The 24,148-nt window shown below is 63.1% G+C and carries 21 protein-coding genes and 1 pseudogene; 15 read left to right on the top strand and 7 right to left on the bottom strand.

All coding sequences use genetic code 11. The features are described from left to right. Positions 1-5: 5 nt before the first annotated feature. Positions 6-893 (bottom strand): ion transporter, encoded by an 888-nt coding sequence (locus tag BUA41_RS03885; protein WP_072819890.1) that lies wholly within the window; start codon positions 891-893, stop codon positions 6-8. A gap of 19 nt (positions 894-912) precedes the next feature. Beyond that, positions 913-1,782, bottom strand: a complete 870-nt coding sequence (locus BUA41_RS03880) for a CYTH domain-containing protein (protein ID WP_072819889.1) — start codon at positions 1,780-1,782, stop codon at positions 913-915. Positions 1,783-1,885: 103 nt separating this feature from the next. Here BUA41_RS03880 and BUA41_RS03875 point away from each other — a divergent pair, with 103 nt between their 5' ends. The 6 genes from BUA41_RS03875 (at position 1,886) to glrR (ending at position 9,580) form a co-directional block, all read left to right on the top strand. After that, positions 1,886-2,566: a TIGR00153 family protein gene (locus tag BUA41_RS03875; RefSeq protein ID WP_072819888.1), complete on the top strand. Its 681-nt coding sequence runs from the start codon at positions 1,886-1,888 to the stop codon at positions 2,564-2,566. Positions 2,567-2,634: 68 nt separating this feature from the next. Next, positions 2,635-3,906, top strand: a complete 1,272-nt coding sequence (locus tag BUA41_RS03870) for an inorganic phosphate transporter (protein WP_072819887.1) — start codon at positions 2,635-2,637, stop codon at positions 3,904-3,906. Between the two features lie 109 nt (positions 3,907-4,015). Then, on the top strand, positions 4,016-5,329 hold the full coding sequence (gene argA, locus BUA41_RS03865; protein WP_072820169.1) for an amino-acid N-acetyltransferase: 1,314 nt from the start codon (positions 4,016-4,018) through the stop codon (positions 5,327-5,329). Positions 5,330-6,122: 793 nt separating this feature from the next. After that, positions 6,123-7,628, top strand: a complete 1,506-nt coding sequence (locus tag BUA41_RS03860; RefSeq protein WP_072819886.1) for a sensor histidine kinase — start codon at positions 6,123-6,125, stop codon at positions 7,626-7,628. Continuing rightward, the gene (locus BUA41_RS03855; RefSeq protein ID WP_072819885.1) at positions 7,625-8,155 is read left to right on the top strand and encodes a hypothetical protein; all 531 of its coding nucleotides are present in this window, start codon (positions 7,625-7,627) and stop codon (positions 8,153-8,155) included. The genes BUA41_RS03860 and BUA41_RS03855 overlap by 4 nt, the downstream gene beginning before the upstream one ends. A 60-nt stretch (positions 8,156-8,215) precedes the next feature. Next, positions 8,216-9,580: a two-component system response regulator GlrR gene (gene glrR, locus BUA41_RS03850; protein WP_072819884.1), complete on the top strand. Its 1,365-nt coding sequence runs from the start codon at positions 8,216-8,218 to the stop codon at positions 9,578-9,580. Here glrR and xseA read toward each other — a convergent pair. Further along, entirely contained in the window at positions 9,577-10,899 is a 1,323-nt protein-coding gene (gene xseA, locus BUA41_RS03845; RefSeq protein WP_072819883.1) for an exodeoxyribonuclease VII large subunit, read from the bottom strand. The two genes, glrR and xseA, sit on opposite strands and share 4 nt — an antisense overlap. Before the next feature lie 145 nt (positions 10,900-11,044). On the opposite strand from xseA, the gene guaB reads away from it, so the two are divergent. From guaB to BUA41_RS19170, 4 genes are all read left to right on the top strand, one after another. Further along, positions 11,045-12,514: an IMP dehydrogenase gene (gene guaB / locus BUA41_RS03840; RefSeq protein ID WP_072819882.1), complete on the top strand. Its 1,470-nt coding sequence runs from the start codon at positions 11,045-11,047 to the stop codon at positions 12,512-12,514. A gap of 192 nt (positions 12,515-12,706) precedes the next feature. Next, complete coding sequence (gene guaA, locus BUA41_RS03835; RefSeq protein WP_072819880.1) at positions 12,707-14,281, top strand: glutamine-hydrolyzing GMP synthase; 1,575 nt, start codon at positions 12,707-12,709, stop codon at positions 14,279-14,281. Between the two features lie 442 nt (positions 14,282-14,723). After that, positions 14,724-15,011, top strand: coding sequence for a helix-turn-helix domain-containing protein (locus BUA41_RS03825; protein ID WP_072819878.1), 288 nt, complete (start codon positions 14,724-14,726; stop codon positions 15,009-15,011). Between the two features lie 30 nt (positions 15,012-15,041). Further along, positions 15,042-15,182, top strand: coding sequence for a hypothetical protein (locus BUA41_RS19170; RefSeq protein ID WP_175546925.1), 141 nt, complete (start codon positions 15,042-15,044; stop codon positions 15,180-15,182). A gap of 101 nt (positions 15,183-15,283) precedes the next feature. On the opposite strand, the gene BUA41_RS03820 is transcribed toward BUA41_RS19170, so the two are convergent. Together BUA41_RS03820 and BUA41_RS03815 are read right to left on the bottom strand one after the other, a co-directional pair. Continuing rightward, positions 15,284-16,717, bottom strand: coding sequence for a PQQ-dependent sugar dehydrogenase (locus tag BUA41_RS03820; RefSeq protein ID WP_072819876.1), 1,434 nt, complete (start codon positions 16,715-16,717; stop codon positions 15,284-15,286). Continuing rightward, positions 16,714-17,142, bottom strand: a complete 429-nt coding sequence (locus BUA41_RS03815) for a DUF2231 domain-containing protein (RefSeq protein ID WP_072819874.1) — start codon at positions 17,140-17,142, stop codon at positions 16,714-16,716. The genes BUA41_RS03820 and BUA41_RS03815 overlap by 4 nt, the downstream gene beginning before the upstream one ends. A gap of 120 nt (positions 17,143-17,262) precedes the next feature. On the opposite strand from BUA41_RS03815, the pseudogene BUA41_RS18865 reads away from it, so the two are divergent. Then, positions 17,263-17,451: pseudogene (locus BUA41_RS18865) on the top strand (GMP synthase (glutamine-hydrolyzing)); the annotation flags it as partial. A 354-nt stretch (positions 17,452-17,805) separates the two neighbouring features. Then, positions 17,806-18,330 carry a helix-turn-helix transcriptional regulator gene (locus BUA41_RS03800; protein ID WP_072819869.1) on the top strand — a complete coding sequence of 175 codons (525 nt, stop codon included), beginning with the start codon at positions 17,806-17,808 and terminating at the stop codon, positions 18,328-18,330. A 134-nt stretch (positions 18,331-18,464) separates the two neighbouring features. Here BUA41_RS03800 and BUA41_RS03795 read toward each other — a convergent pair whose 3' ends face one another. Next, positions 18,465-18,992 (bottom strand): YgjV family protein, encoded by a 528-nt coding sequence (locus BUA41_RS03795; RefSeq protein WP_072819867.1) that lies wholly within the window; start codon positions 18,990-18,992, stop codon positions 18,465-18,467. Between the two features lie 120 nt (positions 18,993-19,112). Continuing rightward, entirely contained in the window at positions 19,113-19,400 is a 288-nt protein-coding gene (locus tag BUA41_RS03790; RefSeq protein ID WP_072819865.1) for a sll1863 family stress response protein, read from the bottom strand. 196 nt (positions 19,401-19,596) lie between these two features. Here BUA41_RS03790 and BUA41_RS03785 point away from each other — a divergent pair, with 196 nt between their 5' ends. From BUA41_RS03785 to BUA41_RS03775, 3 genes are all read left to right on the top strand, one after another. Beyond that, positions 19,597-20,883: an MFS transporter gene (locus BUA41_RS03785; protein WP_072819863.1), complete on the top strand. Its 1,287-nt coding sequence runs from the start codon at positions 19,597-19,599 to the stop codon at positions 20,881-20,883. Between the two features lie 164 nt (positions 20,884-21,047). After that, positions 21,048-23,252, top strand: a complete 2,205-nt coding sequence (locus tag BUA41_RS03780; RefSeq protein WP_072819861.1) for an OsmC domain/YcaO domain-containing protein — start codon at positions 21,048-21,050, stop codon at positions 23,250-23,252. 160 nt (positions 23,253-23,412) lie between these two features. Then, entirely contained in the window at positions 23,413-23,853 is a 441-nt protein-coding gene (locus tag BUA41_RS03775) for a GNAT family N-acetyltransferase (RefSeq protein WP_072819860.1), read from the top strand. Positions 23,854-24,148: the final 295 nt, after the last annotated feature.

Below are 24,148 nucleotides of genomic sequence, written 5' to 3'. Positions count from 1 at the left end.
AGTGGCTATTGGGTAGCGGTTTGCTCGTCGCCGCGCTTTTCTCCATGTGGGTCGGGAGTTTCTTCGTCGAGCCAGGTGCCGCAGCGCCTGCAGTAGCGGGCGTCGCGCTCGTGCCCTTCGTGACCGCAGCCGGGGCAGGCCTCGTCGGAATAGCGCTCCTCGCGAATCGAGCGCATCATCTCGGCGGAAAACACCCCGGTGGGCACGGCCAGGATCGCGTAGCCCATGATCATGACCATGGATGACAGGAACTGGCCCAGCGGCGTCAGCGGAGTGATGTCGCCATACCCCACGGTGGTCAGGGTCACGATGGCCCAGTAGACGGCCTTTGGAATGCTCGTGAAGCCGGCCTCCGGCGGCTCGATCAGATAGATCAGCGAGCCGAAGATGACCACCAGCATCAGCACCGTGAACAGGAATAGCAGGATCTTTCGCGAGCTTCGGCGCAGCGATTGCAGCAGGATCTTGCCTTCGCCCAGAAACTCCATGAGACGCAGCACGCGAAAGACGCGCAGCACGCGCAGTATCCGCACCACCAATAGCGACTGCGCGCCGGGGATCAGCAGGCTCAGCCAGGTGGGCAGGATCGACAGCAAATCGATGATCCCGTAGAAGCTTTTCAGATAGCGCAGCGGTCGGTCGAGGCAGTAGAGCCGCAGTGCCAGCTCGAGGGTGAATATCAGGGTGAAGCCCCACTCCATCACGTAGAACAATTCCCCATGGCGGGCGCGCAGGAGGGCCACGCTGTCGAGCATGACGACCGTGACGCTGACCAGGATCAGGCTGATCAGGGCAATATCGAAGCTCTTGGCGAGCCGGGTGTCCGATTCGAAGATCAGCTGGAACAGCCAGGTACGCAGGCCGATGCCGCCGGGACGAAGCGAGGATGACAAGGGGGGACTCCTTATGGGGTTACAGCGCCTGATACAGGGCGAGGCTATGCTGGCCGAAGGCAGCGGTCAGCCACGCTGGGTGCGCCAGTGCCGCGGCCAGGGCATGGGCGTGGTGGCGAACGGCGGCGTCGAGAAGGTGATCGTCGGCCAGACGGCGATAGGTGTCGGCGGCCTTCTGCAGGTGGCCCGGTCGCCGGGTGTCGGTGAAGGCGTCGAGCAGGTACGTGGCATGGTCGGCTCGTGCCCGGGCGTCTTCCGGCAACGCGGGAAGCTGCCAGTGGCCCCGGTCCAGGGCCGCACCGCGGGCCGCCTTGCTGACGTTGGCCGGGCGCAGCGGCACCTGCTCGGCAAGCTCCCGGGCGAGTCGCCATAATGTTTCGGGGTCGCCGGCCTTGAGTTCCAGCTCCAGTTCCTCGATGGCCACGCAATGCTCGCCGGCTCGGATCTCGCCCCGGTCCAGGGCGACCTCGATGGTGGCATCCGGATGCTCGACCAACCAGCGCAAGCGTTCGAAATCCGTGGTGAAGCGGGGAGCGAGCGTCTCCAGGAGGGTGTCGTCCAGCGCCTGCATCGGGGGCAGGTCCCTCAGGCTCTCCCGGTCCAGGCCGTCGCCGTCGATCTCCCACTCCCACTCGCCGCGAGTGGAGAGCCCGCCGGAGCCGCTGCCGGCGGTCTTCAGCGTCTGCAGCGTGTGTTCCGTCGTGCGGCGAATGCGCAGGGCGACCCGGGCGGCTTCCAGGGCCCCATCGGGCGTGTCGTAGTAGGTGTTGGTCAGCCTTTCGCGGCGTTGCGGCAGGGCATCGAGGGCCGGGTGCCGGAGCAGCTGCGCGGCGCCGTGACTTCCCAGCGCAAGCTTGAGTTCGACTTCCTCGGGCAGGGTCTCTGACATGCAGCGTTTCCCGTCGATGACGTTTCGGTGAATTTTTCATGACGTTGGATGGCCCAGTCACTATACTATCGACGCCATTCTCAACACATGACAGTCTTCTATTATGGTGACGTCCAATCCCTTTTCGGCTCTGTTCGGGCGCTCGCCCTTTCAGCCGCTCCTGGCCCACATCGTCAAGACCAGCGAGTGTGCCGACCAGTTGCTGCCTTTCTTCGATGCCACCCTGGCGGACGACTGGGAAGAAGCCGCTCGCTATCGCGAGAAGGTGACCATTCTCGAGAACGAGGCCGACGAGCTGAAGACCCAGTTGCGTCTCAACCTGCCCAACACCCTGTTTCTGCCGGTCTCCCGCTCGGATCTGCTGGAGCTGATCAGCGTCCAGGACAAGATCGCCAATCGGGCCCGGGACATCACCGGCATCATGATGGGCCGCTCCATGCACATTCCCGAGCCATTGGCCACGCCGATGCGCGACTACCTGGGCATCGCGATCGCCGCCGTGGCCCAGGCGCGCAAGGCGCTGGAAGAGCTCGAGGTGCTTCTCGAATCCGGCTTCGGACGCAATGTGGCGGAGCTCATGGAGAACCTGATTCGCGACCTCCACGACCTGGAGCACCAGGCGGATGCCCAGGAAATCGCCATTCGCCGTCAGCTCTTCGATCTCGAGGAGGAGCTGCCCCCGGTGGACGTGATGTTCCTCTACAAGATCATCGACTGGATCGGCGACCTGGCGGATCGCGCCGAGCGCGTCGGTAGCCGTCTTCAGATTCTCACTGCCCGCTGAATCCATCGCCGTGTCGAAGGCGCGACAGGGTTCGATAAACGCACGCCATCCATAAAGAACTGCTGCCTATGTCAATCATTGCGCAATACGGTGACGTATTCATCATTCTTGCCTGCGTCTTCGGTTTCTTCATGGCCTGGGGGGTCGGCGCCAACGATGTGGCCAACGCCATGGGGACATCGGTCGGCTCCAAGGCCATCACCATCAAGCAGGCGATCATGATCGCCGTGGTCTTCGAGTTCCTCGGCGCCTGGCTGGCCGGGGGGCAGGTGACCCAGACCATCCGCAAGGGCATCATCAATCCGCAACTGCTGAGCGACGACCCGCAGCTGCTGGTCTACGGCATGCTGGCCGCCCTGCTGGCGGCGGGACTGTGGCTGCTGATCGCCTCGGCCCGGGGGTGGCCGGTGTCGACGACCCACTCCATCGTCGGGGCCATCGTCGGCTTCTCCGTGGCCGGGTTGGGTGTCGATTCCGTCGCCTGGACCAAGGTCAGCCAGATCGCTGCCAGCTGGGTGGTCTCTCCCGTGCTGGCCGGCACCGTCGGTTTCGTGCTGTTCAAGTCGGTCCAGATGCTGATCTTCGAAAGCAACGATCCCTTCTCGGCGGCCAAGCGCTATGTGCCGGTCTACATCTTCCTGGTCGGCTTCATCGTCGCCATGGTGACCCTCGTCAAGGGGCTCTCCCACGTGGGCCTGGAACTGGGGTTCGGCGAAAGCCTGATGATCGCCATCGGCATCGGGCTGGTGGTCATGGCCCTGGGCATCAAGCTCGAAGGGCGCGTCAATCGGGAAAAGGGCAACAAGAACGGCGACTTCCAGTTCACCAGCGTCGAACGCATCTTCGGCGTGCTGATGATGTTCACCGCCTGCGCCATGGCCTTTGCCCATGGCTCCAACGATGTCGCCAATGCCGTCGGGCCGTTGGCAGCGGTGATCAGCGTGGTGAACTCCCAGGGGCAGGTCGGTGGCGCGGCGGCCCTCCCCTGGTGGGTGCTGGTGCTGGGGGGCGGCGGTATCGTCGTGGGTCTCGTGACCTATGGCCATCGCGTGATCGCCACCGTGGGCACCGGGATCACCGAACTGACACCGAGTCGCGGCTTCGCCGCCACCCTGGCGGCAGCGACCACGGTGGTGCTGGCCTCGGGGACCGGCCTGCCTGTCTCCACCACCCACACCCTGGTCGGCGCGGTACTCGGGGTGGGGCTGGCCCGGGGCATGGCGGCGCTCAACCTGCGCGTGCTCGGCACCATCATCCTCTCCTGGCTGATCACCCTGCCGGCCGGCGCGCTGCTGTCAATCCTGTTCTTCTTCATGTTCAAGGGGATGTTCGGCAGCTGACCCAGCGGAAGAAGACGTTGCAGAAGCGGGGCCTGAAGCGGTGCCCCGCTTTTTGCCGGCTCTGATATAGTCCTCCTTGACTCAGTTTCCTGCTACCGGGGTGCAGGCCTTGAATACGCGCTTTCCCTTCGTCGACTGGTTCCGCAATTCGTCGCCCTACATCAACACCCACCGGGGTCGCACCTTCGTCATCCTGATCGAGGGCGAGGCCATGGCCGATGGGCGCGGCGAACAGCTGATCCAGGATCTCGCCCTGCTGCATACCCTCGGGGTGCGCCTGGTCCTGGTCTACGGCATTCGGCCCCAGGTCAGCCGGGCGCTCGGCGAGGCGGGTATCGACCCTCAGCGCCACGACGGGCGCTGGGTCGCCGATCAGGCGATCATGCGCTGCGTGGAGCGCATCGCCGCGGAACAGCGCCTATGGCTGGAAGCCCGGCTCTCCCTCGGCTTGCCCAATACCCCCTTGCATGGCGTCGAGCTGACCGCGGTGTCCGGCAACCTCGTCATGGCCAAGCCGCTGGGGGTGCGTCGCGGCATCGATTTCGATCACAGTGGGGAGGTGCGCCGGGTGCGGGTCGGTTCCATCGAGTCCCTGCTGGATCGCGGCGCCCTGGTGGTGCTGCCACCGCTGGGCTTCTCGAGTACCGGCGAGGTCTTCGATCTGGAGGCTTCCGAAGTGGCGCGGCACGCGGCCACTGCACTCAAGGCCGACAAGCTCATCCTGCTCGGTGAAGCGGATGGCCTGTACGACGACAGTGGACGGCTGCAGAGGCAGTTGACGCCCATCGAGGCGGAACCGCTGCGCCGTGCCGCCATCCCGGGCAGCGAACTGGCGCGGCACTTGAGCGCGGCCTGCGAGGCGGCCCGCCACGGGGTCGGGCGTACCCATCTGCTGTCCTGGCACGACCATGACGCCCTGCTGGGCGAGCTGTTCACCCGGGACGGGGTGGGCACGATGATCACCCAGCATCGCTACGAACAGCTGCGCCCCGCCGAACTGGGAGACATCGCCGGCCTGCTCGAACTGCTGCGCCCCCTCGAGGAGCATGGAATGCTGGTCGAGCGCCCACGGGAGCGGCTCGAACAGGAGATCGACGACTATCTGGTCATCGATCGCGACGGCATGATCATCGGCTGTGCCGCCCTGCATCTCTTCCCCGACGCCGGCATGGGGGAGCTCGCCTGCGTGGCCATTCACGACGACTATCGTGGCAACGCGAGGGCGGAACTGCTTCTGGCCGAGGTGGAACGGCGTGCCCGGCGTCGCGATATCAAGGCACTGTTCGCCCTGACCACCCACACCGCCCACTGGTTCATCGAGCATGGCTTCGGGCCCGTGCGCATCGATGCCTTGCCTGCGCTCCGCCGGGACGCCTACAACCATGCCCGCAAGTCGAAGATCCTGCTCAAGCCACTGAGCTGAGGGGTGCGGCCCGGTTCTGTCTCCATGTCGCCAGTCAGATACTCCTCAAGTTTTTGTTTTTATTAGGATCGTCGAGTAAGGATGAATGACCGTTGCCGTTTGGAGACGAAACCGGCGGCCTTTTGGGCCCCTTCTGTTCCCCGATCTTGGTCGAGTGATAATTGGCCTATCCTTTTTGTTTTCAAGGTATTGTTTTTTAAGGAATAAGCTAGATATTGGCACGCCTGTCGCAATATATGGGATGAGCAAAGGAAATGGCTCAAACGGCTCGAACCATTTCCAGTCTGGTCGCTCCAGGTTCATGACGTTGTGCTTGAACCGCCATGGTTGCCAGTAGCGTTTGCTCCACGCGATGTGTGACTTAGGTTGCGATGAGAAGGTACCGCCGAACGGCATGGAAGGGTACCTAGTGGGCAAGGATGCCCGGCATGGATGCCACTCCCCCGCAAGGGGGACCAATTTCGATGCGCTGCCCAGGCAACGCATCCCAGGAACGAAGCACGGCGGTTCGCCGCCGGACATGGAGTCGCGAGTCCCTGTCTGACGTTGACGCGATTGCATGGCTTCGGGCCCCTCAGGGGCCGACCCCGAGTACTCGGCGGGTGTCTAGTCAGGTAGGCATTTGGTGAGCACTCACTTGACCCTTCAGTTCCCTGCGTACCTTGGGCCGGCAAATGCCGGCCCTCTTTTTTTGCGTCGAGCAAGCCCGCGCGATTTTGCCGGGCGGCAACTCTGTTATGCTATGCAAGCAATACTCATGATTTCGATCCTTTTTCTGCATAGAACGGTTGCCATGACCTCACAGGTCTCACGCCGCTGGCGTCCCCGATCTCTACTTCAGCTGGTGCTGCTGGCCTTTCTCGTGGTGATGCTCCCCATTGCCGTATTGATGTTCCAGGCGGGTCAGGCGCTTTCCGAACTCTCCTACCTCGCGGACATCAGCGCTCGTCAGGCCGTCGAACAGACTCGGCGTGCCCGGGCGTTGTCCAACCTGGCGCTGGAAATGGAGCGCAGCGCGCGGCAGTACGCCGTCGTCGAGCAACCCGGTCTGATGGAGATCTATGCCTCCAAGCTCGAGGAGTACACCGCCCTGCTCGAGGCCCAGGATCGCTTGTTGCCCGATAACCCCGATATTGCGGCCCTCACCGAACAGATCCAGACCCTGGAAGCGTTGCCGACCATGACGGCCGAGGAAATCAGCGAGAACCTGGATGCCTTCGTCAGCTTCGGGGAGCACACCAGCGCGGTGCGCGAGGCGACCAACCGCTACATCGACAACCGCATCGAGGGCATCAGCGCCCAGGCCGAAGAAGTGCAGCACCGACTGTGGCTGCAGACGGCGGCCCTGGTCTCGGCGAGTCTCGCCCTGATGCTGCTGTTCACCTGGTTGATCATTCGTCCGATTCGCCAGATCGAGCGCCGCATCCTTACCCTCGGCAGCGGCAGGGAACCTGCGGCGTCGTATTTGATCCAAGGACCAGCGGAACTCGTCAATCTGGGCGAACGACTGGACTGGCTGTCGGTGCGCCTGAACGAACTCGAGGCGCAGAAGCAGCAGTTCCTGCGTCACATGTCCCACGAGCTCAAGACCCCGCTGGCCAGCATCCGGGAAGGCACGGGACTGCTCTCCGATGGCATCGTCGGGCAGCTGACCCCGCGCCAGCTCGAGATCGTCGAATTGATTGATACCAGTGGCCTGGAATTGCAGCGACTGATCGAGCAGCTATTGGACTACAACCTGTTGCAGCACAATCAGACCGCCGACAGCGAATGTTTCAATGTGGCCGCATTGATTCAGGAGGTATTGAACAAGCACCAGCTGGCTCTGGACAAGAAGGGCATGCAGGTCAGCATTTCCCGGCAGCCCATCGAGTGGATGGCGGATCGCGACCGCACGGCCAGGGTGCTCGACAATCTGATTTCCAATGCCATCGCCTACGGAGAGGACGCAGGCAGGCTCGAGGTGCGAGCGCGTCATCACGGCCCCACCCTGATCATCGAGGTTGCCAATAGCGGTGAGCCGATCGACAGCGCCGACCGGGAACGGCTCTTCGAGGCCTTCTACCAGGGGCGCGCCCGCCGCAAGGGACCGATCAAGGGGTCGGGCATCGGGTTGTCCGTGGCCGCGGACTGCGCCCGTGCCCAGCAGGGTCAGCTGGCCCTGGTCGACGACGATGAACTGGCGGTGTGTTTTCGCCTGACGCTGCCCTGGAATGGCGACGGCATCCTCGATAACGATAAACAAGCTCAGCACTCGATGTTGAAGCTTGATTCAGACGCAAGGAATCGACAGGTATGAAAAGAATGTCATTCATGGCCGGGCTGTTGGCGACGACGCTATTGGCGGGTTGCAACATCGTGCCCGAGATGACCGGGGCCGACTCGCCCCCGGAAGCCGATCAGTGCCTGTCCGATGTGCCCAGCCTGACCGCCAGCGACTGCATGCTGAGCGCCTGGGTCGACTTTGGGCTGGCCGCCCAGCGCGCCGACAGGGAGTGGCGCGAGCATATCCTCGAACAGGTGGAAGGCGATACCAAGAACGAGCGACTGGCTCGCGCGGTGGTCTATTCCTGGTCGAGCCAGAACCAGTGGGAAGAGGCCGCCGAACTGTTCAAGGCCGACCTGGCCGCCGCGCCCAGCGATCTGCAGCCGCTGTTGCGCCAGTGGCTGAACGGGCTGGAAGCACGCCGGAAACTGATGCGGGATCTCTACAGCAGCGAAGCCTCGCGCCGACAGGTGATCAGTGAGCGCGACGAGCTTGCCGAGAAACTCGATGCCTTGACGGCGATCGAAGAAAGTATCAATTCGCGCAACCAGACGCCCTGATGTCGACGTGTTCCACCGGCGGGTACAGGGCTTGTCGTTGCGCTCTCAAGGAGTCGAACAGTGAAGCATGCCGCCCACATTCTATTGGTGGATGACGACGCCAGCCTGCTCAAGTTGCTGGGAATGCGCCTGGAGAGCCGTGGCTATCGGGTCACGACGGCAGAGAGCGGCCGCCAGGCACTGGACAGCCTGAATCAGGCGCGCCCGGACCTGGTGCTGTCCGACCTGCGCATGGACGAAATGGATGGCATGGCGCTGTTTCATCAGGTACAGAAACTCGCGCCGGGCTTGCCGGTCATCATTCTCACCGCCCATGGCTCGATCCCCGATGCGGTCAGTGCCACGCGCCAGGGGGTATTCAGCTTCCTGACCAAGCCCGTGGATCGCGACGAGCTGTTCGCCGCCATCGAGGATGCCCTGAGCCAGACCGCGGGCACTTCCGGCGATGGCGACAGCGCCTGGCGTGCCGCCATCATTACCCGCAGTCCGCACATGGAGCGGGTGCTCGAGCAGGCACGCATGGTGGCCGGCTCCGATGTCAGCGTGCTGCTGACCGGCCCCAGCGGCAGCGGCAAGGAGTTGCTGGCCAAGGCCATTCATCAGGCCAGCTCCCGGGCCGACAAGCCCTTCATCGCCATCAACTGCGGGGCCTTGCCCGAGCAACTGCTGGAAAGCGAGCTCTTCGGCCACGCCAAGGGCGCCTTCACCGGCGCGGTCAGTCAGCACGAAGGCCTTTTCCAGGCTGCCGACGGGGGCACGCTGTTCCTGGACGAGATCGGCGACATGCCATTGCCGCTCCAGGTCAAGCTGCTGCGCGTGCTGCAGGACCGCCAGGTGCGCCCCTTGGGCTCGACGACCTCGATCCCCGTCGACGTGCGCATCATCTCGGCGACCCATCGGGATCTCGACCGTGCCATGGGTGAGGGCGACTTTCGCGAGGATCTTTACTACCGCCTGAACGTGGTCAACCTGCGCCTGCCGCCGCTCAAGGACCGTGCCGAGGACGTGCCGCTGCTGGCCAAGCACCTGGTGACCCAGGCAGCCGCGCGACACAAGCCCTTCGTCAAGGGCTTCTCCTCGGAAGCCTTGAACCTGCTTGCCTCCAGCGCCTGGCCGGGCAATGTGCGCCAGCTGGTCAACGTGGTCGAGCAGTGCGTGGCCCTGACCAGCTCGCCGATCATCCCCGAGGCGCTGGTCTCCCAGGCGCTGATGGCCGAGGAGAACGCGCTGCCGTCCTTCAACGATGCCCGGGCCAGCTTCGAGCGCAGCTACCTGATCAAGGTGCTCAAGATCACCGAGGGCAACGTGACCCAGGCGGCGCGCATCGCCGGACGCAATCGCACCGATTTCTACAAACTGCTGGGCCGCCATGACCTGGAGCCCAGCGTGTTCAAGCCGGGCGCGACCGCGGAAGAGGTCGATTAGCGTCGATAGCGCCTCTTCACTTCCAGCGTGAGCCTGCCTTCGGCCAGCCGTGCGCTGAGCCGCTCGCCCGGGCGGGTGTCCTCGGCGCGCTTGATCACCTGGCCTTGCGCGTTCTCGACAATCGCGTAGCCTCGCTCCAGAACCGCCAACGGGCTGACGGCGTTCAACTCACGCATCAGGGCCGCGAGTCGCCGGCGCTCCTCCTGCAAGCGTCGGGGCAATGCCACGTGCAGGCGCTCCCGTGCCCGGGCCAGGCGACGTTGGGCCTCGATGACCTGCTGGGCGGGGTCGAAACGCGAAAGGCTCCGATCTATCAGGCGATGGTGCTGACGGGCATCGATCAGGCGCTGCTGCATGGCCCGCTTCAGGCGTGCCTCGAGCTGATCGAGGTGCTGGCGTTGCCGAGCCAGACGCTCGCCGGGATGACGCAACCGGGCGCGCAGATGGTCGAGCCGCTGGGCTTCCTGGTCGAGGCGCAAGCCTTGAGCGCGGATCAGCTGCTGCATTCCGGCGTTCAGGCGGCGTTGCAGCTCGCGGCGATCCGGCACCAGCTGTTCCGCGGCGGCGGAGGGGGTGGGTGCGCGCACATCGGCGGCGAAATCCGCCAGGGTCACATCCACCTCGTGACCTACCGCGGACATCACCGGCAATCGCGAATGAAAGATCGCCCGGGCCAGGTGTTCGTCGTTGAAGGCCCACAGATCCTCGAGACTCCCGCCGCCGCGGGTGATCAGCAGGGCATCGAAGTGCTCGGAACGGTTGGCGACGGCAATCGCGCGGATGAGCGCCGGCACCGCCTCGCGCCCCTGCACCGGCACCGGCAGCAGCGTCACCTGCAATAGCGGCCAGCGCGCCGCCAGCACCGCGAGCACATCGCGCACCGCCGCGCCGGTGGCCGAGGTGATCAGCGCCAGGTGGCGCGGCGGGTAGGGCAGGGGGCGGGCATTGGCGAACACGCCTTCGGCGGACAACTGGTGCTTCAGACGCTCGAAGGCCGCCAGCAGGGCGCCCTGACCGGCGGGCTGCACCGCCTCGACGATCAGCTGATAGTCGCCTCTGGGCTCGAAGATCGACACCCGACCGCGCAGTCGCACGTGATCACCATTGGCGAAGGGCGCGGCGAAGCGGGCCCGGGTGCGGAACAGCGCGCAGCGCACCTGGGCCCGGTCGTCCTTCAGGGTGAAATAGCAGTGCCCCGAGGCCGGCCTGGCCAGCCCCGAGATTTCGCCTTCCACCCAGCAGTCGCCGAAGCCGCGTTCGAGCATCAGTCTGGCCTGGCGATTGAGATCGCTGACGGAAAGGGTTGTGGGATCAGCCATGAAGAGGGCTCCAGCCAGGTTCGCCGCAGCTTATCACGACGCTCTTCGAACGTGCATTGAGACGTCGGGAATGGAGGTTTATAATACTCGGCTATCCATTTCACGCCCCCCTCTCTTCACAACCTGCTCATTGGGTGTAACCGACATGCTACGTATGGCGCAAGAAGCTCTTACGTTCGACGACGTATTACTCGTCCCCGGCTACTCGGATGTCCTGCCCAAGGACGTCAGCCTCAAGTCCCGCCTGACCCGCAATCTCAGCCTCAACATCCCGCTCGTCTCCTCCGCCATGGATACCGTCACCGAAGCGCGCCTGGCCATCGCCATGGCCCAGGAAGGCGGCATCGGTATCATCCACAAGAACATGACCATCACCAGCCAGGCGGCGGAGGTGCGCAAGGTCAAGAAGCACGAGAGCGTGATCGTCAAGGACCCGGTGACCGTGGCGCCTCAGGCCAAGCTGCAGGATCTGCTGGCCATGGCGAGTGAATACGGCTTCTCGGGCTTTCCGGTGGTCGAGGGCGAGACCCTGGTGGGCATCGTCACGGGGCGCGACATGCGCTTCCAGCCGGATTACAGCGACAGCGTCGAGGCGATCATGACGCCCCGCGAGAAGCTGGTCACCGTGCTCGAGGGCACGCCGCTGGAACAGATCAAGGCCAAGCTGCACGAGCATCGCATCGAGAAGATGCTGGTGGTCGACAAGGACTTCCGCCTGCGCGGCCTGGTGACCTTCCGCGACATCGAGAAGGCACGCACCTACCCGTTTGCCGCCAAGGACGCCGACGGCCGCCTGCTGGTCGGTGCCGCGGTAGGCACCGGTGCCGAGACGTCGGAGCGCATCGCCGCCCTGGCCGAGGCGGGCGTGGACGTGGTCGTCGTCGATACCGCCCATGGCCACTCCCGGGGCGTGATCGAGCGGGTGGCCTGGGTCAAGGAGCATTTCCCGCAGATTCAGGTCATCGGCGGCAACATCGCCACGGCGGATGCGGCGAAGGCCCTGGCCGAGGCCGGTGTCGATGCGGTCAAGGTGGGCATCGGCCCCGGTTCGATCTGCACCACCCGCATCGTCGCCGGTGTCGGCGTGCCGCAGATCACCGCGGTCTCCAATGTCGCGGCGGCCCTGGAGCCGTTCGACATTCCGCTGATTGCCGATGGCGGCGTGCGTTTCTCCGGGGATCTGGCCAAGGCCATCGCCGCCGGCGCCAGCTGCGTGATGATCGGCGGCCTGCTGGCCGGCACCGAGGAAGCGCCGGGCGAGGTCGAACTCTACCAGGGGCGCACCTACAAGGCCTACCGCGGCATGGGCTCCATGGGCGCCATGTCCCAGAGCCAGGGCAGCGCGGATCGCTACTTCCAGGACAAGAGCGCCGGCGCCGAGAAGCTGGTGCCGGAAGGCATCGAGGGCCGGGTGCCCTACAAGGGCATGATGAGCGCCATCGTCCACCAGCTGATGGGCGGCCTGCGCGCCTCGATGGGCTATACCGGCTGCCGCAGCATCGACGAGATGCGCACCAAGCCGCAGTTCGTCAAGATCACCGGCGCGGGCTTCAACGAGTCGCATGTTCATGACGTGCAGATTACGAAGGAAGCCCCCAACTACCGGGTGGGTTGAGAATCATCTGCGCTCGCTCAGGCAGTGTTAAACAGTGGCTCAGCATGCTCATTTACCCGCATGTAAACTCCGCTGCTTCGCCGCTGTTTGCCTCCCCTGAGCATTGCTCGAAAGATTCTCGATCCCGGCGGCTGGCAGATACCTGTTATTCAGCGGCGCGGAAAGTGCCGTTGCTTGTTTAGAGAGCATCCGATGACCGACATTCACGCCCACAAGATCCTGATCCTCGACTTCGGCTCCCAGTACACCCAGCTGATCGCCCGTCGCGTGCGCGAGATCGGCGTCTATTCGGAGATCCGCGCCTTCGATATCACCGAGGCCGAGATCCGCGACTACAACCCCAACGGCATCATCCTCGCCGGGGGGCCGGAGTCGGTGACCGAGCTGGATTCGCCCCGGGCGCCGCAGTGCGTGTTCGAGCTGGGCCTGCCGGTGTTCGGCATCTGCTACGGCATGCAGACCATGGCCGAGCAGCTGGGCGGGCGTGTCGAGGGCTCCCACAAGCGGGAGTTCGGCTACGCGCAGATTCGCATCGAGGGCGAGGACGCCCTGTTCAGGGACATCAAGGATCATGTCGACCATGACGGCAAGGCGCTGCTCGATGTGTGGATGAGCCATGGCGACAAGGTCGCCGAGGCACCCGCCGAGTTCACCGTCACCGCCTCCACGCCGAGTTGCCCGATCGCTGCCATGAGCTGGCCGGATAAGCGCTTTTTTGGTGTGCAGTTCCACCCCGAAGTGACCCACACCCTGCAGGGCCAGCGCATCCTCGAGCACTTCGTGCTGGGCATCTGCCAGGCCGAGCGACTCTGGACCCCGGCAAGGATCGTCGAGGACCTGAGCGCCCGGGTACGCGACCAGGTCGGCGATCGGCATGTGCTGCTGGGGCTATCCGGAGGCGTCGACTCCTCGGTGGTGGCGGCGCTGCTGCACAAGGCCATCGGCGACCAGCTCACCTGCGTATTCGTCGACAACGGCCTGCTGCGCAAGGCCGAAGGCGACCAGGTGATGGAGACCTTCGCCAATCACATGGGCGTGAAGGTGATCCGCGTCGATGCCGAGGAGCAGTTCCTGTCCCGGCTCGAAGGCGTCAGCGACCCGGAAGCCAAGCGCAAGGCCATCGGCAACACCTTCATCGACGTGTTCGACGCCGAGGCCGCGAAGATCGAAGGCGTCGACTTCCTCGCTCAGGGCACCATCTACCCGGACGTGATCGAATCCGCCGCCTCCAAGACCGGCAAGGCGCATGTCATCAAGTCGCATCACAACGTCGGCGGCCTGCCCGAGACCATGAAGCTCAAGCTGGTCGAACCGCTGCGCGAGCTGTTCAAGGACGAAGTGCGCAAGCTAGGTCTCGAACTCGGCCTGCCCTACGACATGGTCTACCGCCACCCCTTCCCGGGGCCGGGCCTGGGGGTGCGCATCCTCGGCGAGGTGAAGAAGGAGTACGCCGACATCCTGCGCGAAGCCGACGCCATCTTCATCGAGGAACTGCACAACGCGGACTGGTACCACAAGACCAGCCAGGCCTTCGCCGTGTTCCTGCCGGTCAAGTCAGTCGGCGTGGTCGGCGACGGCCGCCGCTACGAATGGGTCATCGCCCTGCGCGCCGTGGAAACCATCGACTTCATGACCGCCCGCTGGGCGCACCTGCCCTACGAGCTGTTGGAGAAGGTCTCCAACCGCATCATCAACGAGATCAGCGGTGTATCCCGGGTGACGTATGATGTGAGCAGCAAGCCCCCGGCGACGATTGAGTGGGAGTGACTCCGCTTAGCTCGTAAGCTTTTTGTTTCGCGGTAAGAGAAAAGCACGCCAATCGGCGTGCTTTTTTGTGCTTGGGAACAGAACTCGGCTAACTAATCTGGCCTTGACATTTGTACGGCATTGCCGTACATTTTGGCAATGTTATTCATCGAAACCTCTACGTTCACCAAGTTGTTGCCGAGCTACCTCACGGACGAAGAATACCGTGGGCTTCAAACATACCTTTTGCAGAAGCCTGATGCCGGCGATCTCATCAAAGGCTCTGGTGGTGTTCGCAAGGTTCGTTGGGCACCAGCGGGATCGGGCAAGAGTGGTGGCATTAGAGCGATCTACTATTGAAAAAAGTCTGACCACGAAGTATGGATGCTCACGTTGTACAGTAAATCTGAGCGTGCTTCGATTCCCGGGCATATGCTCAAGCAGATAGCGGAGGCCATCAAAAATGAGTGATAGGAATCTCGGTGCAGAAATCCTTGCTGGGCTTGATGAAATCAAGCAATTCAAAAAGGGCAATCTGTCACTGCGCACTCACGAACTGTCCGAGCCCTCAGCGCCGCAGGTTATTCGGCTGAAACTGAAAATGTCTCAGTCAGCCTTTGCCGGCCTCATGGGAGTAAGCGTTCGCACCTTGCAAGATTGGGAGCAAGGGCGTAGAGAGCCACAAGGCCCAGCAGTCGCGCTGTTGCGTATTGCTGAGCAACATCCGGAAGTCTTTAGCCAACTACACTGAGCATGGAGCAATGTGTAAGTTGAAGAACCCGTGATCAACGATGTCGGTTTGGCGGCGCTGACGCTTCTGGTGGCGGAGTCCGACCCCGCCAATAAGGAAACGACGATACGCCTGATCATGAACATGCTGGCTGGTGGGCACCCTCAAGTCAGTGGTGAGCTCGGGGTGTAGAGAGGTCGATATCTGGCGAGATGGGATGCGCACAAACGCACAATACCCCGAGGGAAGCCCTTCGAGGTATTGCACTATGCCATCATAAACTTACGTCTTGTTTAAGAAGATGTCGCAGGCTCATCCTCGGCTGCAGCGGGTTTATCTTCAGCGGCGGCGGCTCCACCCTCGGACGTGGTGGACTCATTATCAGCGGTGGCGGGTGCTTCTTGCGGCGCATTGGCTCCCTCCCGCATCACCCGCCAGACGATGTTGGAAAGGTCGTCGGCAATAATCACGGCGCCGTCCGGGGCAACGGTCACGCCGACCGGTCGACCGCGTGTCTTGCTATCTTCGGTCAGAAAGCCCGTCACTAAGTCGATGGGGTCACCAGCGGGCTCGCCGTTCTCGAATGGTACGAAGACCACCTTGTAGCCGACGGGGTCCGCGCGGTTCCAACTGCCGTGCTCGCCGATGAATACCCCCTCCGCGAATTCATCGCCCACGGCGGGCGTGGAGAAGTCGACGCCGAGCGGTGCCCGGTGCGAGCCGAGGCTGTAATCGGGTGAAATCGCCGATTCCACCTTTTCGGGGTTCTGCGGGCGCACGCGCGAATCGACGTTCTGCCCCCAATAACTATAGGGCCAGCCGTAGAAGCCGCCTTCCTGCACCGAAGTGAGGTAGTCGGGCACCAGGTTGGGCCCGAGTTCGTCGCGCTCGTTGACTACCGCCCAGAGCTGATCCGTGTCCGGCTGAATGGTCAGCGCCGTGGGGTTACGCAGGCCGGTCGCATAAGGCTTGTGCGCGCCAGTCTCGGCGTCGATCTGCCAGATTTCTGCCCGGCCGACCTCCGCCGCCATGCCGCGCTCGGTGATGTTGCTGTTGGAGCCGATGCCGACGTAGAGGAACTGCCCATCCGCGCTGGCGGTGAGCGCCTTGGTCCAGTGGTGATTGATCTCGGAAGGTAGCAGCGTCACTACCTCGGGCGGGCCGCTGGCCTGGGTCTGGCCTTCCTCGTAATCGAATCGCACCAGCGCATCCTGGTTGGCCACGAAAAGATCATTATCGATCAGGGCAAGTCCGTAAGGCGCGTTGAGGTTTTCGGCGAAAACCGTCTGCTCTTCATAGGTGCCATCACCATCGCTGTCGCGCAGCAGCGTCAACCGGTCACCACTCGCGACCGAGGTGGTCCCTTGGGCCATGATCATACCGGCAATGAAATCCTTCGGTCTCGGTCTGGGGGCTTTGCCACCGCCTTTACCTTCGGCCACCAGGATATCGCCGTTGGGCAGTACCAGTGTCTGGCGCGGCACCTTGAGATCGGTGGCGATGGCCGTGATCGAATAGCCCTCGGGCACCGTGGGTTTCTGGTCGCCCCAGGGCGCCGGCTCGGGCACTGTCATGCCGGGCAACAGCCCGCGCTGTGGCTCGGGCAGCGTTGGGTTGGCGCCGTAGGGTCGTTCCACTTCGTCAGCGCTGGTTGCCCCGGCGATCAGCAGTATCGAAATCAGGGATATCGAAAGCGGAGCGCCGTAGCGAATGCCGGAAAATTTCATGACTTGCCTCCAGCGCCGAGACGGGAGAAACCGAGCCAGGTCGAGGCAAAGGCCAGCACGGCAACGATGATCGAAAGCACGAAACCCGTGGGCATCACGCCCCAGGCATCCCGGGTATGAACCAGCGCATTGATGAAGCCGAGTATCCAGGTGGCCAATAGCAGAAAGAAGTAAACGAGGGAAAGCCGACGACGGCCATCGGCCCGAAACAGGCCAATCAGTGCACATAGCAGCGCGAGGCCGTTGAACACGAGACCGCCGACGATCAGCCAGGATGCGAAGTGAGTCCACTGTATGTAATAAGTCGATGAGTAGGCATAGTCGCTCAACGCGGCGCCAAGGAAGAGGGGCAGGGTTCCGGCAAGCAATACCCCATGAAGCGGATGCAGCCCGCTTCGATAGGTGCGTTCGGCAGTGGCGATCACGGCAAGCTCCTTTTGCTGATCAGGCGAAGACGCGCCGCCCAGGGCGGCCCGGGTTTTCTCCTGTCGATGATATCCTGTCCATTCGGCTGCAGTGTAGTTGGCTCTTTTCGTCTTCAACAGCTTAAAGAAGTCGATGGCATCTTCATCGAAGAGTCGCACAGCGCCGATTGGTACCACAGGACCAGCCAGGCCTTCGCCGTCTTGTTGCCGGTCAAGTCCGTGGGCGTGGTCGGCGACGGCCTTGGTGGCGTGTCGCGAGTGACCTACGACGTGAGCAGCAAGCTTCCGGCGACGATCGAGTGGGAGTGAGAACGAATAGCTGAATTATCAATAGGGTTGTCAATTGACAACCCTATTTTTTGCAACCATACTCGGGCGAGACGATGATACGAGCTTCCCATCCCAATAAAGAGATCGAAGCAGCACTTCGCCACGCAGAATCAAATGGTTGGCGAATCAAGACCGCCAGCGGCCATGCCTGGGGTCGAATTTACTGCCCCTACAACGATAACGAGTGTCGTTGCGGTGAGTTCTGTATCGCAAGTGTATGGAGCACTCCGAGAAATCCGACGGCACACGCTCGCGCTATTCGACGAGTGGTTGACAACTGCACGACGCACCAGAAGCAGGGCAGTGATCAGGAAGACGCTTAGGGAGCACGTCATGGAATATATCTTCACACTCAAATACCGGCTTACCGAGCAAGATACCGACACTGACGCGTTGATCGAGCGACTTGGAGAAGCCGGCTGCGATGACGCACTGATCGGTATCGGCCAGCCGGGGCGTTTGGCGCTTGAGTTCACCCGTGAAGCCGATGACGCATGGCAGGCGTTGTGCAGTGCATTGGCGGACGTGAAGCAGGCTCTGCCGACAGTGCGGCTGATTGAGGTAACCCCCGATTTTGTCGGGCTGACCGACGTGGCGGAAATGGTTGGCATGTCCCGTCAGAATCTACGTAAGTTGATGCTGGCCAATCCAGATACTTTCCCCGACCCCGTTCATGAAGGCAACGCCTCGCTTTGGCACCTCTCGGACATCCTGACGTGGCTGGATGCTCGCGGTAGCTACGCACTGGAGCCTAGTGTGATGGATATCGCCTCTGCTGCACTGCAGGTCAATCTGTTTAAGCTGACGCACCGCCAGTCTCCTGAGCATGACCAGGAGTTAGAGGTGTTGGTGAGCTAACTGTCCATGGAAATCAAGATCAACCCATGGAAATCAAGGTCAATTATCTCGACAACCTGTGTCAGGAAGCCAGGTTCGACGATTTCTCCGTCATCACCGTTCAGCCGATTCGTTACAAGGGCGATGGCTCCGCTTCAGCCGTGGATATGGCGCAGGCGGGCATCGCGGCGCAGGCGCAGCATGGTGATCACGTTGGTCAGGAAGATCAGGCTCTCGGCGAGGGTGCCGCCGACCGAGCCGGCCAGCAGGTTGCTGATGACCCAGCACAGCGCCGCCACGGCCAGGGCGGCGCGCATGGCGATCCCGCGCAGCATGAACATGCCCCAGGTGCCCAGCAGCCCCGCTGCCAACGCCGGGATGTCCCGCGGGCCGCTCCAGGTCAGCAGGGCCACCGCCAGGGTGGCCAGGAGCATCCCGATCATGAGCGCGCGGTGACGCGGGAAGCGGCGCACCAGGGCGATGCGCAGCACGATCAGCGCCGAGATGCCGGCCGCCACCCAGCTCTCGAAGAGCGCGAACTGCGCGGCGAAGGCGACGTTGGCGAACAGCAGCAGCACGAACAGCTTGTCGTCGCGCTTGCTGGCAAAGGCCACCAGGCACAGGCCCAGGGCCACCAGGCTGACGCCCTGGCCCAGCAGCCATCTCAGGCCGATCTCTTCCATGGAACATCCGTTATCGACCACCCACGGGCCTGGTCGTCGAGGCCTGGGCGAGTGATGTGAAAGGGGAGCGCCACAGGGAGCGCTCCGGAGAAAGAGGCGCTCCGGGGAAGGGGCTCCGGACTACTTGAAGCGAGAACGCGCCCGTTCGAGGGATTCGTTCAGGGAACTCCAGGCGCGTTCCGCGCCGGCCTTGATGTCGTCCCAGGCGTCGTCACTGGAGTTGCGCAGCTCGTCGAGCTTCTGGCGCATCTCCTCACGTTTTTTATCGAGGTGATCGGCTTCCTGCTCCCGCTCGATACGCGCATCGGCCTCGGCCTCCTGGGCGCGAGCCCTCATCTTGTCCACCTCGGCCTGCAACTCATCCAGCTTGGCACGCAGCTTCTGCTCGTAGGCATTCCTGTCGCTCATGGGGATGCTCCTTCCCGCCTGCGGGTAAAGTGGAATCTTGAGGATAGCCTCACGTCGGGCGATTGAGTGCTTATCGCAGGGTGGCATATTGACGGGGGGCGGTTGCAAGGTCGAGTCTATAGCGCCGCTATCGCGGTAGGTCGGGCCTGGCAGTGCAATGGACCGGAATCTTCGCAATTCATCTGGCGGAGGGGCCATGAAACCTCTTTCGAGCACAGGGTTCGCGATCTTCGGTGCAGCGCTTATCGCGATCAGTTACGGGCTTGCGCGCTTCGCCTTCGGGCTCTTCGTGCCCCCGATCCGCGACGAGCTGGAACTCACGCCGTACGTGATCGGCATCATCGGTGCGCTGCCGCTCATCAGCTTCCTGCTGGCCACGGCGGTCGCGCCCCTCGCGACCGATTATCTCGGCGCCCGCTACACGGCGATGCTGTCCGGCCTGTTCGGCGTTGGTGGTCTGGCGCTGATCAGCCAGGCCTCCGACGCGCTGATGCTGGGCGCGGGAGTGTTCGCGTGCGGCATCTGCACTGGCCTGATGATGCCCGCGCTCACGGCCGGCATGCAGGCGCTGGTGAAACGCTCGCTGCACGGCCGCGTCAGTTCGGTCATGAACGCGGGGACCAGCATCGGCGTGATCGTCGCCGTGCCGACGGTGCTGTTCCTGGCCGGCGCCTGGCGTGTCGCGTACCTCTCCTTCGCCGTCCTGGCGGCCATTGGCGTGATTGCCGCCTGGCGCTTTTTGCCCTCGGTGTCGCGGGTCGTGCCGTCCAACGCCGCGCCGCCGCCCCCGATCCGTGAACTGCCGTGGTCGCGCCTCATCAGGCTCTCGCTGTTTGCCTACTTGATGGGGTTCATCTCCTCCGCGTACTGGATCTTCGCGCCCGACCTGGTGGTCACCCTCGGCGGCTTGCCGCCCGGCGCCACCGGGTGGCTATGGCTCGCGGTAGGCATCGCCGGTCTCGGCGGTGCCGTGGTGGCCGACCTGGCCGATCGCAACAATCCCCCCATTACCCATGCCCTGATGCTGATGATGCTGGCGGCGAGCCTGGCGTTGCTCGCCGCCAGCCCCGCCCAGCCGGTGCTGGCGGCCTTCTCCGCGCTGGTCTTCGGCCTGGCCTACATGAGCCTGACGGGGCTCTATCTGATGACCGGTATCCGCCTGTTGCCGGGCCGACTGTCGGTGGGGCCGGTACTGCCCTTCATGGCGGTATCGCTCGGACAGGCGACCGGCTCACCAGTCGTCGGTGGGCTGGTCAATGCCTTCGGTTATGCCGATGCGTTTGCCATGTTCGCTGCTCTCGGCATCCTGGTGGGCATCCTGTCGCCCTTCTACCCGGGCCACATTGCCCAGTGGGAAGAGGAAGAGGCTGACGAGGAGAGCGGCCTCCAGGCGGCGTACGATCACCAGCTCCAGAACGAGGCGGGCGAGCCACTGGAGGAGCCCGTCGAGGAGGAAGCCGAAACGCCCGCGGCCAAGCCATGATAGCGGCCCCTGGGGTATCCGGGCACCCGGGGCATTCCACTTTTCGGTGCCTGTCGCGGGCGGGAATCACCCGAATCAGCGTGCCGTTTTGCAGACGAAGGGCCGGAAAAGCTGGATAATGACGCGCCATAGCCAGCCGAAAGCCACCAACACGGCCACTGTCCATGGAAATCAAGGTCAACTATCTCGACAACCTGCGTCAGGAAGCCAGGTTCGACGACTTCTCCGTCATCACCGATCAGCCGATCCGCTACAAGGGCGATGGTTCCGCGCCGGGGCCGTTCGACTACTTCCTGGCCTCGTCGGCGCTGTGTGCCGCGTACTTCGCACGGGTGTACTGCAACGCGCGAGACATCCCCACCGAGAACATCCGGCTGTCGCAGAACAACATCGTCGACCCGGAGAATCGCTACAACCAGATCTTCAGGATTCAGGTCGAGCTGCCGAACGACCTGTCCGACAAGGACCGCGAGGGCATCCTGCGCTCCATCGAGCGCTGCTCGGTCAAGCGGGTGATCCAGAACAACCCGGAGTTCCGGATCGAGGTGGTCGACAACATCGATGAAGACGCGCAAGCGCTTCTGATGGGCACCAGCGTCAAGAACGGGGCCGAGGGCGAAAGCACCTGGATCGAGGGCAAGGATCTGCCGCTGGAGCAGACCATCGCCAACATGACCGGCATCCTCGAGGAGCTCGGCATGAAGATCGAGATTGCCTCGTGGCGCAACATCGTGCCGCACGTGTGGTCGCTGCACATTCGCGATGCCGCCTCGCCGATGTGCTTCACCAACGGCAAGGGCGCCACCAAGGAAGCCGCGCTGTGCTCGGCGCTGGGCGAGTTCATCGAGCGCCTGAGCTGCAACTTCTTCTACAACGATCAGTTCTTCGGCGAGGAGATCGCCAATAGCGCGTTCGTTCATTATCCCCACGAGGAGTGGTTCCAGCCGGGGCCGAACGACGAACTGCCGGCGGGCATACTGGATGATCATTGCCGGGCGATTTTTGATCCCGACGGCGAGCTGCGCGGCTCGCACCTGTTCGACACCAACTCCGGCAAGGTGGAACGCGGTATCGTGTCCTTGCCCTTCGTGCGCCAGTCGGACGGCGAGACGGTCTACTTCCCCTCGAACCTGATCGAGAATCTCTACCTCAGCAACGGCATGAGCGCCGGCAATACACTGGCCGAGGCCCAGGTACAGTGCCTGTCGGAGATCTTCGAGCGGGCGGTGAAGAAGCGCATCATCGAGGAAGAGATCGCGCTGCCCGACGTGCCCGAGGCCGTGCTGGCGAAATACCCCGGCATTGTCGAGGGTCTCGAAGCGCTGGAGGTGCAGGGCTTCCCGGTGCTGGTCAAGGATGCCTCCCTCGGCGGGCAGTTCCCGGTGGCCTGCGTCACCCTGATGAACCCGCGCACCGGCGGCGTGTTTGCCTCATTCGGTGCGCATCCCAGCTTCGAGGTGGCGCTGGAGCGCAGCCTCACCGAGCTGCTGCAGGGGCGCAGCTTCGAGGGCCTGAACGATCTGCCGCCGCCCACCTTCAACTCCCAGGCGGTGGCCGAGCCGAACAACTACGTCGAGCACTTCATCGACTCGTCGGGGGTGATCTCCTGGCGCTTCTTCAGCGCCAAGCAGGACGTCGAGTTCTGCGAGTGGGATTTTTCCGGCACCAACGAGGAAGAGGCGGCCCGCCTGTTCCAGATCCTCGCGGACGAGGGGCTGGAAGCCTACATGGCCGTGCACGAGGACCTGGGCGCGCCGGTATGCCGCATCCTGGTGCCCGGCTATTCCGAGGTGTATCCCGTGGAGGACCTGGTCTGGGACAACACCAACACGGCGCTGGCCTTCCGCGAGGATATCCTCAACCTGCATTCCCTGGACGATGCGCAACTGGCCGACCTGCTCGAGCGCCTGGAGGAGAGTGCGCTCGACGAGCAGATGAAGGTCGTCACCCTGATCGGCATCGAGTTCGACGACAACACCGTGTGGTCCGAGCTCACCCTCCAGGAATTGAAGCTGCTGATCCACCTGGCGCTGCAGCAGTTCGAGGAGGCGCTGGACCGTGTCGAGATGTTCCTGCAGTTTAACGACAACACCGTCGCGCGGGGGCTATTCTATCAGGCGATGCAGGCCGTGCTGGAAATCACCCTGGATGACGAGCTGGCCCTGGACGACTACCTCTACAACCTGAGGCGCATGTTCGGTGACGAGACCATGCACGCCGTGGTCGGCTCGGTGACCGGCGAGGTGCGCTTCCACGGCCTGACGCCCACCAGCATGACGCTGGAAGGAATCGACAGACACCAGCGCCTGATCGAGAGCTACAAGAAGCTGCATGCGGCGCGCGCCGCCAGAGCAGGCATGGCGGTTTAAAGCGAGACACCTCTTCCCGTAACAATCTAGCGCCCCGGGCCAGTTGATTCTCTGGCCCGGGGCGATTCAGCCTAGAATACACGAGGCTATTCACAACTTCGTGTCAGGCACCACGGTGAAACAGCTTCTAATCCGCCCAGCGCATGCGAATGAGGCAGAGATGCTCTCTGCACTGGCCTTCAGTTCGAAAGCGTATTGGGGCTACTCCAGTCAGTTCATGGAGGCATGTCGAAACGAGCTTACCGTCCCCGCGACCAACCTCGATGACCCTCGCTTTCACTGTGCCGTCGCGGAGCTGTGCGAGAGTATTGTCGGGTACTACGCACTGGAGAGACTAACGGACTCAGAGTGGGAGCTGGAGGCACTGTTTGTCGAGCCGACTCACATCGGAAGTGGCATTGGCCGTGCACTTATTGAACATGCAAAGGCGGCAGCGGCCGCGCTAGGGGCAACACAGCTAATCATCCAAGGTGATCCGAACGCAGAGCATTTCTATACTGTAGCCGGGGGCATGCGTATCGGTGAGCGGGAATCAGAAAGCATCCCTGGCCGCAAATTGCCGCTGTTCGCAATCAAGCTGGCTCGCCACGAGCGCAGGTGATCGTGATTGATGGAGGCAACGTGGCTATGGCAGAACTGGGCAAGCTCAAGGCTTGCTGCAAGCTCAGCCCCAGCCCCTTGGGCGTGGTTTGGCGGGGGCACGTAAAGCGATCATGTAGTGGTCAAGTATTTCTAGCTCTTCGACGTTTCATGTGGAGTTGGCCTGATCCATCGCCCGATAAATCGGGCCCGCACCACCCGATGGCTTTGATCACTTGTGGGAGCTCGCTTCAGCGAGCGATAGGCACTTCGAGCCTTGGCTCAGGAGACGAATTCCACGCCCAGTGTCGAGGAGT

It is taken from the genome of Modicisalibacter ilicicola DSM 19980 (assembly GCF_900128925.1).
Lineage (GTDB): Bacteria > Pseudomonadota > Gammaproteobacteria > Pseudomonadales > Halomonadaceae > Modicisalibacter > Modicisalibacter ilicicola.
This window is presented reverse-complemented; position numbering and strand designations above follow the sequence as displayed.

What these genes read in the sequence shown, in the direction of transcription:
- BUA41_RS03880 (WP_072819889.1), bottom strand. Translation starts at nt 1,782, where the DNA reads ATGTCAGAGACCCTGCCCGAGGAAGTCGAACTCAAGCTTGCGCTGGGA.
- BUA41_RS03875 (WP_072819888.1), top strand. Translation starts at nt 1,886, where the DNA reads ATGGTGACGTCCAATCCCTTTTCGGCTCTGTTCGGGCGCTCGCCCTTT.
- BUA41_RS03870 (WP_072819887.1), top strand. Translation starts at nt 2,635, where the DNA reads ATGTCAATCATTGCGCAATACGGTGACGTATTCATCATTCTTGCCTGC.
- BUA41_RS03860 (WP_072819886.1), top strand. Translation starts at nt 6,123, where the DNA reads ATGACCTCACAGGTCTCACGCCGCTGGCGTCCCCGATCTCTACTTCAG.
- BUA41_RS03855 (WP_072819885.1), top strand. Translation starts at nt 7,625, where the DNA reads ATGAAAAGAATGTCATTCATGGCCGGGCTGTTGGCGACGACGCTATTG.
- xseA (WP_072819883.1), bottom strand. Translation starts at nt 10,899, where the DNA reads ATGGCTGATCCCACAACCCTTTCCGTCAGCGATCTCAATCGCCAGGCC.
- guaB (WP_072819882.1), top strand. Translation starts at nt 11,045, where the DNA reads ATGCTACGTATGGCGCAAGAAGCTCTTACGTTCGACGACGTATTACTC.
- guaA (WP_072819880.1), top strand. Translation starts at nt 12,707, where the DNA reads ATGACCGACATTCACGCCCACAAGATCCTGATCCTCGACTTCGGCTCC.
- BUA41_RS03825 (WP_072819878.1), top strand. Translation starts at nt 14,724, where the DNA reads ATGAGTGATAGGAATCTCGGTGCAGAAATCCTTGCTGGGCTTGATGAA.
- BUA41_RS03820 (WP_072819876.1), bottom strand. Translation starts at nt 16,717, where the DNA reads ATGAAATTTTCCGGCATTCGCTACGGCGCTCCGCTTTCGATATCCCTG.
- BUA41_RS03800 (WP_072819869.1), top strand. Translation starts at nt 17,806, where the DNA reads ATGGAATATATCTTCACACTCAAATACCGGCTTACCGAGCAAGATACC.
- BUA41_RS03795 (WP_072819867.1), bottom strand. Translation starts at nt 18,992, where the DNA reads ATGGAAGAGATCGGCCTGAGATGGCTGCTGGGCCAGGGCGTCAGCCTG.
- BUA41_RS03790 (WP_072819865.1), bottom strand. Translation starts at nt 19,400, where the DNA reads ATGAGCGACAGGAATGCCTACGAGCAGAAGCTGCGTGCCAAGCTGGAT.
- BUA41_RS03785 (WP_072819863.1), top strand. Translation starts at nt 19,597, where the DNA reads ATGAAACCTCTTTCGAGCACAGGGTTCGCGATCTTCGGTGCAGCGCTT.
- BUA41_RS03780 (WP_072819861.1), top strand. Translation starts at nt 21,048, where the DNA reads ATGGAAATCAAGGTCAACTATCTCGACAACCTGCGTCAGGAAGCCAGG.
- BUA41_RS03775 (WP_072819860.1), top strand. Translation starts at nt 23,413, where the DNA reads ATGCTCTCTGCACTGGCCTTCAGTTCGAAAGCGTATTGGGGCTACTCC.